Consider the following 291-nt stretch of genomic DNA (forward strand, 5'->3'; position numbering starts at 1 on the left):
GGTGTATGCAACCTGCTCTGTTCTTCCGGAAGAGAACAGTCAGCAAATTGCGGCTTTCCTGAAACGCACCCCGGACGCTACGCTGCATGATACGGGAACACCTGAGCACCCGGGTCTGCAAAACCTGCCGGGCGCAGAAGAGGGTGATGGTTTCTTTTACGCTAAGCTAATCAAAGAGTGATGTTGAGAACAGGTCACGAAAGATGAAAATTATCATTCTGGGCGCAGGGCAAGTTGGCGTAACGCTGGCGGAAAATCTCGTGGGCGAAAACAACGATATCACCATTGTGG

At 51.5% G+C, this 291-nt stretch carries 1 protein-coding gene and 1 pseudogene; both read left to right on the top strand.

Annotated elements, in window-relative coordinates; all coding sequences use genetic code 11:
* A pseudogene (locus tag RTW80_RS28705) lies at positions 1-181 on the top strand (16S rRNA (cytosine(967)-C(5))-methyltransferase); the annotation flags it as partial.
* Positions 182-203: 22 nt separating this feature from the next.
* Positions 204-291, top strand: an 88-nt coding sequence (locus RTW80_RS28710) for a hypothetical protein (protein WP_312721495.1), incomplete at its 3' end; no start/stop codon positions are given.

It is taken from the genome of Escherichia sp. AM3 (assembly GCF_032029835.1).
GTDB lineage: Bacteria > Pseudomonadota > Gammaproteobacteria > Enterobacterales > Enterobacteriaceae > Escherichia > Escherichia coli.